The sequence below is a fragment of the Blautia aquisgranensis genome, from assembly GCF_040096615.1.
In the GTDB taxonomy this organism is placed as follows: domain Bacteria; phylum Bacillota; class Clostridia; order Lachnospirales; family Lachnospiraceae; genus Blautia_A; species Blautia_A aquisgranensis.
On the sequence record NZ_JBBMEJ010000020.1, the window covers coordinates 42,373 to 52,734 of the forward strand.

The following is a 10,362-nucleotide window of genomic DNA, read 5'->3' on the forward strand; positions in this document are numbered from 1 at the left end:
AGCTGTGGCATTTTTTGCAGAAAAAAAGAGAGGTGCCGCACTGACATCTCTCTTAATATCCCCATATATCGGGTTCTTATTCTTTTTTTTCGGATTCTTTGTCCGCATTCTCTGCACGGATTGTACGAATGATCGCTTTTCGCTGATTCTCCAGATGATTAAAGGAAATCGCCTGTGCTTTCTCCACATCTCCGTCGCGGATAGCCTTTACAAGTTCTTCATGCTCATTGACAAGAAGATTTCTGGTCTGCTCCTCCTTCAGATATTCCACACGGTAGCGATACATCTGCTCTCTTAAATTATTCAGTACCTGATTCAGACGTTTGTTATCGGATGCCTGGTAAATAATCTCATGGAATGCAACATCTGCCTCTGCAAGACGCACCAGATTTCCCTCTGCCTTTGTTTTTTCAAATTCCCTGGCTGCTATCCAGAGTCTTCCAAGCTCTTCCTCCGTGATCAGCTTGCAGGCCTTCTCTATTGCCTTGTTCTCAAGAGCGATACGCACCTCCAGAACATCATTCAGATCCTTCTCCGTGATGCTTGCCACCTGAGCACCTCTGCGCGGGATCATCACTACAAGACCTTCCTGTTCCAGCTTACGCATAGCCTCACGCACCGGAGTTCTGCTCACTCCAAGACGCTCCGCAAGCGCGATCTCAAGAAGTCTTTCTCCCGGCTTGAGCTCGCCCTTCAGGATTGCCTGTCGCAGCGTGTTAAAAACAACGTCCCGAAGCGGCAGATATTCATTCATATCCACAGAAAAATCACTTGTCATCGGTAACTCCTCCATCTCTGTTGTAAATATCCGTGGCAAATACGGTTTTTGCAAGTCCACTCTTACGAAGGCTTCTTGCCGCAGCTGCCATCTTATCCCTGTCGTCAAAAATTCCAAACACAGTCGGGCCACTTCCGCTCATCACCGCACGAAGCGCTCCTTTTTCTTCCATCAGATCACGGATCTGTCCGATCACCGGATACTGCCCTACGATCCCCGGTTCAAAAACATTCTCCATCTTTGATGCCATTGCATAAAGATCGCCATTCTTAATATCTCCGATCATTCCGTCAATATCCGGATGTCTCTCGATCCCTGCAAGATTCAGATTCTCATAAGCTGTTTTTGTGGAAACATTGATTCCCGGTTTTCCCACAAGAACATAACATTTCGGAACCTTCGGAAGCCGTGTAAGCTTCTCACCGATTCCTTCTGCAAGAGCCGTTCCACGCATGATGCAGTACGGAACATCTGCTCCCACTTTCACGGCTCGCTCCATCAGCTGCTCCTCGGTAAGCCCCAGGTGAAACAGCCGGTTCACTCCCACAAAAGCCGCTGCCGCGTCAGAGCTTCCTCCTGCCATGCCGGCTGCCACCGGAATAAATTTACGAAGCTTGATAGAAAGTCCCTCTTCAACTCCGAACTCATCCATCAGCATCTCTGCTGCTTTATATACAAGATTTCTTCTGTCTGTGGGAATAAACGGAAGATTCGTTGTCAGTACGATCCCCGGCTTTTTCGTCTTTCTGATATCCAGGATGTCATACATACGGATCGTCTGCATGATCATACGAACCTCATGATATCCATCCTCTCTCTTTCTCAGAACATCAAGCCCGAGATTGATCTTTGCCATTGCCTTTAACCGCATAAGCTCCTCCATTTGTACTTTGTATACAGTATTTATACGCATATTTTATATGATTTTAACATTCTTTTCAACAGCAAAATATTCCATCCTTTTCAGTTTCTGCTGTTTTTTATCATTTAATCTGGCCTTCTACTTTTTTCACTACAAGGATCGGCGTTCCCGGTTCCGGCTCCTGTGTTTCCTTCAATCCGTTGAGCACACGAAGTTCTTCTATTGATGTATGATACTTTCTTGCGATATCCCATAGCTCATCGCCGGGTTTTACCATATAGACCAGGATTCCCGGCATAGCCTGAAGCTTTTTCATATCGAGAGGTTTTTCTTCCACCTTATCTATGACAAAAATCTCCTCCCGGGTGACAGACAGAAGCTTCAGTCCTACCGATGCCCGGATCTCAATCTCATTTCCGTCTGCCATAGCTGCGGAAAGCTGCTCCAGCTCTGCTTTCAGACTGTATGTGCTGTCCTCCCGGATTCCTCTGGCTTCCACCACATAGATAAACGGCAGCATCGCTTCCATGGAATAAAAGGGCATGCTGTCATTTCCGATGATGTATAAGATCTTCAGCATGACCACTCCCTGCGCCTCCACCCCGTTTTCCACGATCCTGGTCTTATCCAGTTTCACTTTTCCCTGGCTGTGACAGAGCTGAAGGATTTTCCCCTGAGTCTCTTTTACCTGGATCCGATCACTGAGCCTGCACCTGGAAAAATTTCTCACAAGAAGCCTTTCCAGCACTTCTGTCCGGCCTTCCGGGATGCACTCGCGGACAGGAGTATAGACATCCGTCACCAGATCCTTTTCTTCCTCCTGGAAAAACTTCATATCCAGCTCCAGAACCACATCTGATACAAAAATCCTCTGCTCGCCATCTGCATCTGGCTTCACCTCAAGACTCTGATGCATCACCGAAACCTCAATATCAGGAATCAGCTCTTCTGCACAGCCCTCACATTCCACTTCTCCGGAAAAAGGCAGCGCATACTCCAGCCATTGTACCGGCGCTTCCGTATCTTCGGCTTCATACAGCACAAAAACCGAAAGTTCTCCTCTGGCCTTTACCGTATTTTCCTCCGGTTTCAGATCCAGCCCCCGTATATCCATGGTGTACCAGATAAGTCCGGAAATATCCGGTCGATTGGAAGCAATGGTATATTCATCCTTGATACGCAAAGTATCTTTTTTATGTACGCTAAGTCCCATAAAGCGGACTTTCTTTTTTCTGACCGATATATCGGACTCATTCAGATCCACCGGAATTTTTATCTGGCAGATCTCATCTACCGTTGCAAAAAAAGTTACCAGTGCTTTGATATTCAGCTTTCTGGAATGGATCAGACGGATCGTAAGATCCTCAATTTCCCACTTTAAGCACATTTTGTCACCATTGACAATATCTTTCAGATTTAAAGTCTCCTCAAATGGAATTTTCGCTGTCATACTGCTTACAATTCCACTTTCTTCCCCCACATAGAGTATATCAACCTCCAGATTTCCTTTCAGAATTCCTTTTTCATCGGCCAGCCGGACATCATCCATAATAATACGTCCCTTATGCTGGATCAGCCTTCCTACATCCGGTTTCGCGTCTGGTACATTGAAATCTTCATCAAATGTGATCTGACTTTTCGCCCTGCTTTTTTCCTTCTGTACCTGTATGCTTTCTTTTTTTAATTCCACTTCTATTCCCCTTTCCCAGCCTTATGATCTGCCTTCTTTCCCTCACGGAATGTTACCGGTTTGTTCTGAATCTCTGTTTTTATCACAATACACGGATATGACGGAATGCCAGCCTCATCAAGATTCTCCGGACCGATCAGTCTTGTGACAAAAAAAAGCCCGTTCGAAGAGGCTCCCAGTTCTTCCACCTGAATACTGTATCCCCCGCTCATCTGTCGTCCGTAGCCTTTTACCAGATACAGGGCATCTCCCGTTTCATAACTTAGCTGAAATTCTTTTTCCTTCTTTTCATTCATAATCTCATCCAGCTGCGTCGGAATATCCTGTCGTTCCACCACAGTATAGGAAACAGGCTTTCGTTCCTCTTCCTCGATCCGCACAAAACGACACCCCGAAAGCACAGTTGCCAGTAAAAAAGCTGCCAGCAGAAAAACTGCTCTTTTCATGATATGCTCTCTGTTTTTCTTTATTACTCAATATTTATTCTATGTGATCCGGTAAAGATTTATTGCAACTATCTCAAAATCTTCGTATAATGATTCTATGGATTATTTATAACAGAAAGGACAAAAGATATGATTCGATTTATACTTGTCTGTATCGCAGTGATCCTCTATCTGGTGCTGACGATTCCGGTTCTTCTCATTGAATGGGTCATCGGAAAATTCGCCCCTATGGCGAAAGATATCAGTTCCTTACGTATGGTACAGGCCATCTTCAAATTCATCCTGTGGCTTACAGGTGCCAAGGTCACTGTCATCGGTGAAGAGAATGTCCCAAAGGATCAGGCTGTTCTCTATGTCGGTAATCACAGAAGCTATTTTGATATTCTGCTTACTTACAGCCGCTGCCCGAGACGTACCGGCTATGTAGCAAAAAAAGAAATGGAACGTTACCCGCTTCTCTCCAACTGGATGCGTAATCTCTACTGCCTTTTCCTTGACAGAGAGGATACCCGACAGGGTCTGAAAACCATTCTCCAGGCTGCAGATTATGTAAAATCCGGCATTTCCGTCTGTATCTTCCCTGAGGGCACCCGAAATCAAAATGCTGATGAGACCGAGATGCTTCCTTTCCATGACGGAAGCTTCAAGATCGCAACCAAGGCCAAGAGCCCGATTATTCCTATTGCGATCAGTAACTCCGCCAATATATGGGAAGCCAATTTTCCAAAAATGACTCCTACACATGTTGTCATTGAATACGGTAAACCGATCATTCCGTCTGAACTTGACCGGGATACACAACGTCACCTGGGAGCCTACACACAGAACATCATCAAAGAAATGCTTATAAAAAATAAAGAACTGGTGTGATCACACCAGTTCTTTGCTTTTTATGGTATTTTTTATTTATCGTTTAGGAAACGTCTGTTTTCCCCCCCCCAATTGACGGGACACTATTTATGTATTCTTTTTTGATGTCTTCGGACATGGATTTGAAAAGCTGCTCTTTTGTTTTTTCGTAACCTTCAAATTCTGCAGAGGCAGTTCCATTATCTGAGGTTTCCGTACATTCCTCTGCCATCTTGACCATCTCTTCTTTCAGGCGGTTCTGGATGTCTGTCAGGCACTCCAGAAGCAGCGGATTAAAAGTACCACATTCTCCGTTCAAAATCATCTCAACAGCTTTCTCATGGGTATAGGCTTTTTTGTATACACGATCGCTGATCAGTGCATCATATACGTCAGCCAGGGCAACTACCTGTGCGGAAATCGGGATCTCCTCACCTTTCAGGCCGTCTGGATAACCTTTTCCATCATAACGCTCATGATGCCATCTGCAGATATCATGGGCAATCCGTACCAGTGGCTCATCTTTATAATATTCCAGACTCTCAAGCATGGAGGCTCCAATGACGCTATGGGTCTTGATGACCTCGAATTCTTCATTTGTCAGTCTTCCGGGTTTATTGAGGATCTTGTCATCAATACCGATCTTTCCAATATCGTGAAGTGCAGATGCTGTAACGATCATCCCGCGCACAGCTCCGGAAAGATCATATTTATCCGTCTTCTGGATCAGTCTCTCAAGAATCAGTTCTGTAATAATGTTAATATGCAGTACATGCGCGCCGCTCTCTCCATTACGGAACTCTACAATCTGGCTTAAAATACTGATCATCATTCGGTTGTTCTTCTCTTTCTCGTAAATCTGATCTGCTACAAGAAGAAGAAGTCTTCGCTGTTTCGCGTAAAGTGTGATGGTATTGTATACACGTCTGTATACGATCTGTGCATCAAACGGTTTCTTGATATAGTCTGCAACTCCCAGGTCAAACGCACGCCTCACATAGGATACGGAATCCTCTCCTGAGATCATAATTACCGGGATATCTTCGATCCAGTTACGCTCATTCATATAACTCAGCACACCGAATCCGTCCATTACAGGCATGACAAGATCAAGAAGCACAAGGGAAATTTCCGTCTCGTACTGTCTCAGAAGACTGATCGCTTCTTCTCCATTGGTAGCTTCCAGAATATCATAATCTTCGCCAAGCATCTCCGAAAGGATACAGCGGTTCATTTCAGAATCATCTACAATAAGAATGGTCAGTCTGGTCTTATCCCGCATAAGGAATTCCTCAGAATTCCCTCCTCCCTTAATCTCATTATCACTGATAACTACCATATTCTTACGTGTCTTGGCCTGATACATAAATTTATCCGCTTTTAAAACCGCTTCTCCAAGTTTCTCATTGAATGACAGCACGCCACCAATACTTACGGAAAGTTTCAGCTGGGAATACCCTGGAACTCTGGCTGCATGAACTTCCTCCTGAATCTCTCTCAGTTTCTTGGTGAAATTATCGATATTAATATCCGGGATCAGAAGCAGGAACTCATCTCCGCCAAAACGGATAACCTTATCATTCTTACGAACATGGCGGCGAATGACATCTACTACTGTTTTCAGTGCTTTATCTCCTGCATCATGACCATATGTATCATTATAAAGTTTAAAATCATCCAGATCCACCATGGCTACTCCGGCAGAACTCTCCAGATTTTTCACCTTTTCCTCATAGTATCTTCTGTTAAAAACTCCTGTCAGAACATCTTTGTACAGTGCATCTGCATATCCGCTGAGTTCAGCCAGAAGATTCTCCTTATCCTCAGCATCAATGATATCATCGTTTTCCAGGCTGTTGATCATTTCCATAACATATGGTTCTTCATCGATCTCCAGGTATCTGGCAATAACCTGATAAACTTTTGAATCTACGATCTCTATTTTTGTTTTCTGACATTTCTGCTCAAATGCCTTCCTGGAAATGCAATTGTAGCATTGATTAGTTTTACCCCATTTCGAATAACACTGACATGGTTCTTCCACACCCCGGCCTGTTTCCAGTGTTTCTCTGTCCAAAAGGCGCACAATAGAAAAAACCTGCTCCAGATGCTGCTTCATTGCCAATGCTTCCTGCATTGTCATTGTTTCTTTTATCCCCATTATTCTTCCTTTGCCTTGTTTACACATAGTATTCCATCATGTTTTTCAACACATCTATGATATCATTATTTTTTTTCAAAGTATAGTAAGAAATATAAAAAAACCATATCTCATGTCCATTTTACGACATGAAATATGGTTTTATCAAAATCTGATAGGTTTCTGCGGCTCATAAATATCCGCCCGAATATTTTCTATGATCAGTGGGTACCTGCACCCAGGATTTTCTCCGCATTTTCGATCCGCTCTTTTGTTGGCGGGTTGATCCCCTTCAGCGGATAGTCTATATGAAGGTTTTCCCATTTGAAGATTCCCAGTGTATGATACGGAAGAACTTCCACTCTCTCCACGGTCTTCAATGTGCCGATAAAATCAGCCAGACGGTGAAGATAATCGTCCCTGTCATTACGCTCAGGAACCAGCACATGACGAATCCACATAGCTACACCCATATCAGAAAGCTTCTGCGCCATTGCCAGAATGTTCTTGTTGGATTGTCCTGTAAGGATCTTATGCTGTTCCTCATCAATATGCTTGATATCCAGCATGACAAGATCTGTATATTTCATCAGCTCTTCCCATTTATCATACCACTCTCCCTCTTCTGTGTAAGGATTGCCGCTGGTATCAAGAGTTGTGTGGATTCCCAGCTTTTTCGCCTTCTTAAAAAGCTCAAGCAGGAAATCAATCTGTAACAGTGGCTCGCCTCCACTCACAGTAATACCGCCCTTACTTCCCCAGTAAGAGCGGTATCGACATGCTTTTTCAAGCAGCTCATCTGCTGTATACTCCGTTCCTGTTTTCATTTTCCAGGTGTCCGGATTGTGGCAGAACTGACAGCGCATGGCACAGCCGCTCAAAAAGATCACATACCGGACTCCTGGTCCGTCAACAGAGCCGAAGCTCTCCAGTGAGTGGACGTAGCCAGTGATTTTTTTCTGGTCGTCCATATTTTTTTATTACATCCTCTCGTGGCAGGTTCTTGCGATAACGTCAAGCTGCTGCTCTCTTGTAAGGTCGATGAACTTAACAGCGTATCCGGAAACACGGATTGTAAAGTTTGCATACTCCTCTTTTTCCGGATGCTCCATAGCATCGATCAGTTTCTCTTTACCAAATACGTTTACGTTGAGGTGATGTGCACCACGGTCAAAGTATCCGTCAAGTACGTTTACAAGGTTCTCTGTACGCTCTTCCTCGGAATGGCCAAGTGCATCCGGGTTGATTGTCTGAGTATTGGAGATTCCGTCAAGTGCATCCTCATAATCAAGCTTTGCAACAGAGTTCAGGGAAGCAAGAAGTCCGTTCTGCTCTGCACCATAAGACGGGTTTGCTCCCGGTGCCAGAGGCTCGCCGGCTTTTCTTCCGTCCGGAAGAGATCCTGTAGCTTTACCATAAACAACATTGGATGTGATGGTAAGGATGGATGTGGTTGGCTTGGAATCACGATAGGTATGGATGTGTTTCAGCTTCTCAAGGAATGTGGAAAGCAGAGTTGTTGCGATCTCGTCTGCTCTGTCATCATCGTTACCATAACGTGGGAAGTCACCCTCAACCTGGAAGTCTGTTGTGATTCCGTCCTCGTCACGGATCGCTTTTACTTTTGCATATTTGATAGCGGAAAGGGAATCTACTACGTGTGAGAATCCGGCGATACCTGTTGCAAAGGAACGGTCAACCTTTGTATCGATAAGTGCCATCTCAGCTGCCTCATAGTAGTATTTATCATGCATGTAGTGGATCATATTCAGTGTTCCAACATACAGATGTGCAAGCCAGTCCATCATCTGATCATATTTTGCGATTACCTCATCATAGTCAAGGTACTCGGAAGTGATCGGCTGGTACTGCGGTCCTACCTGCTGTTTTGTCTTCTCATCAACACCACCGTTGATCGCGTAAAGAAGGCATTTTGCAAGGTTAGCACGAGCACCGAAGAACTGCATCTCTTTACCGGTCTCTGTAGCAGATACACAGCAGCAGATGCTGTAGTCATCGCCCCATACCGGACGCATAACATCATCGTTCTCATACTGGATGGAACTTGTTGTAACAGAGATGTCTGCTGCATATTTCTTGAAGTTCTCAGGCAGTCTTGAGGAGTAGAGAACTGTAAGGTTCGGCTCCGGAGCCGGTCCCATATCCTCAAGTGTATGAAGGAAACGATAGTCGTTCTTTGTTACCATGGAACGTCCGTCCTGTCCCATACCTGCTACTTCCAGAGTTGCCCATACCGGGTCACCGGAGAAGAGCTGGTTGTAAGACGGGATACGAGCGAATTTAACCATACGGAATTTCATTACGATATGGTCAACAAGCTCCTGTGCCTCTTTCTCTGTAAGAGTTCCGTTCTCAAGATCTCTCTCAATATAGATATCAAGGAATGTGGAGATACGTCCAACACTCATTGCAGCTCCGTTCTGAGTCTTGATTGCTGCAAGATATCCGAAGTACAGCCACTGGAATGCTTCCTTTGCATTCTTAGCCGGCTGGGAAATATCAAAGCCATAGATCTGAGCCATTTCTTTCATCTTCTTCAGAGCGCGGATCTGATCTGCGATCTCCTCACGAAGCTGGAAGTCATAACGTCTCATACCCTGACGGTCGCATGCTGCGAAGTCTTTCTCTTTACCTGCGATCAGATGATCAATTCCGTAAAGAGCTACTCGTCTGTAGTCACCTACGATACGTCCACGTCCGTAAGTATCCGGAAGTCCTGTAAGGATCTTGTTGTGACGTGCTCTCTTCATCTCTGGTGTGTAGATATCGAATACGCCCTGGTTGTGTGTTTTGAACTCATAGTTGTTGAAAACATCTTTGATTTTGTCGCTTACATGGTATCCGTAAGTCTCACATGCCTGCTCTGCCATTTTAATTCCGCCGTATGGCATGAAAGCACGTTTCAGAGGTTTGTCTGTCTGAAGACCTACAACCTGCTCCAGGTCTTTCAGTTCCTCATCGATGTATCCAGGACCATATGCTGTGATACCTGTAACTACCTCTGTCTCCATATCAAGAACGCCGCCTTTTGCACGCTCCTCTTTCTGAAGTTCCTGAAGCTTGCCCCAGAGTTTGTCTGTTGCCTCTGTTGGCTCTTCCAGGAAGGAAGCATCTCCATCATATGGTGTATAGTTCATGCTGATGAAGTTACGAACGTCGATCTTCTCTTTCCAACGATCGCCTTTGAATCCGTTCCACTGCTCGAAATTAACTTTTGCCAATTTGTTACACATCCTTTCTCTGTTCTGTCTTAATGATTATTCGTTCACTGCCCGCGCAGTTAGTAATATATAACATTTCTCATGACGACCATAAGATAACAGATTCAGATTTCAAAGTCAACAGATTGGATGTATGTTCTTTATAATATACAAGGGAATGTACTATTGATAAAATTAATGAGAAAATTGTACCAGATATTGTACAATGTCGGGCGTCTGACGGACGCTCCTGCGCGGAGGGCGTTTTCCTTTCAGGGGGACACTTGGGCAGTGAGGCTCTTTTCCTTTCAGGGGGGACACTTGGGCGTGGGCAGGTTTGCGAGGGGGAAAGGCGCTCGGCGTTGCGACGCCCGCT

General features: G+C 44.8%; 8 protein-coding genes. 1 reads left to right on the forward strand and 7 read right to left on the reverse strand.

Annotated elements, in window-relative coordinates; all coding sequences use genetic code 11:
- Window positions 1–76 precede the first annotated feature (76 nt).
- The 4 genes from WMO28_RS14205 to WMO28_RS14220 all read right to left on the reverse strand — a co-directional run bounded on the left by WMO28_RS14205 (window position 77) and on the right by WMO28_RS14220 (window position 3,776).
- Entirely contained in the window at window positions 77–778 is a 702-nt protein-coding gene (locus WMO28_RS14205; protein ID WP_178644757.1) for an FCD domain-containing protein, read from the reverse strand.
- Window positions 768–1,649 carry a 4-(cytidine 5'-diphospho)-2-C-methyl-D-erythritol kinase gene (gene ispE / locus WMO28_RS14210; protein ID WP_178644755.1) on the reverse strand — a complete coding sequence of 294 codons (882 nt, stop codon included), beginning with the start codon at window positions 1,647–1,649 and terminating at the stop codon, window positions 768–770. Before ispE ends, WMO28_RS14205 begins: the two co-directional genes overlap by 11 nt.
- Window positions 1,650–1,761: 112 nt before the next feature.
- Window positions 1,762–3,330, reverse strand: coding sequence for an SPOCS domain-containing protein (locus WMO28_RS14215; RefSeq protein ID WP_178644753.1), 1,569 nt, complete (start codon window positions 3,328–3,330; stop codon window positions 1,762–1,764).
- A gap of 2 nt (window positions 3,331–3,332) precedes the next feature.
- On the reverse strand, window positions 3,333–3,776 hold the full coding sequence (locus WMO28_RS14220) for a protease complex subunit PrcB family protein (RefSeq protein ID WP_178644751.1): 444 nt from the start codon (window positions 3,774–3,776) through the stop codon (window positions 3,333–3,335).
- 129 nt (window positions 3,777–3,905) lie between these two features.
- On the opposite strand from WMO28_RS14220, the gene WMO28_RS14225 reads away from it, so the two are divergent.
- Window positions 3,906–4,646, forward strand: coding sequence for a lysophospholipid acyltransferase family protein (locus WMO28_RS14225; RefSeq protein WP_178644749.1), 741 nt, complete (start codon window positions 3,906–3,908; stop codon window positions 4,644–4,646).
- Window positions 4,647–4,689: 43 nt separating this feature from the next.
- Here WMO28_RS14225 and WMO28_RS14230 read toward each other — a convergent pair whose 3' ends face one another.
- The 3 genes from WMO28_RS14230 to pflB all read right to left on the reverse strand — a co-directional run bounded on the left by WMO28_RS14230 (window position 4,690) and on the right by pflB (window position 10,007).
- Complete coding sequence (locus tag WMO28_RS14230) at window positions 4,690–6,786, reverse strand: diguanylate cyclase (RefSeq protein WP_349057420.1); 2,097 nt, start codon at window positions 6,784–6,786, stop codon at window positions 4,690–4,692.
- Window positions 6,787–6,986: 200 nt separating this feature from the next.
- Window positions 6,987–7,736: a pyruvate formate-lyase-activating protein gene (gene pflA / locus WMO28_RS14235; RefSeq protein ID WP_178644745.1), complete on the reverse strand. Its 750-nt coding sequence runs from the start codon at window positions 7,734–7,736 to the stop codon at window positions 6,987–6,989.
- A 9-nt stretch (window positions 7,737–7,745) separates the two neighbouring features.
- Window positions 7,746–10,007, reverse strand: a complete 2,262-nt coding sequence (gene pflB / locus WMO28_RS14240) for a formate C-acetyltransferase (protein WP_243278921.1) — start codon at window positions 10,005–10,007, stop codon at window positions 7,746–7,748.
- Window positions 10,008–10,362 lie beyond the last annotated feature (355 nt).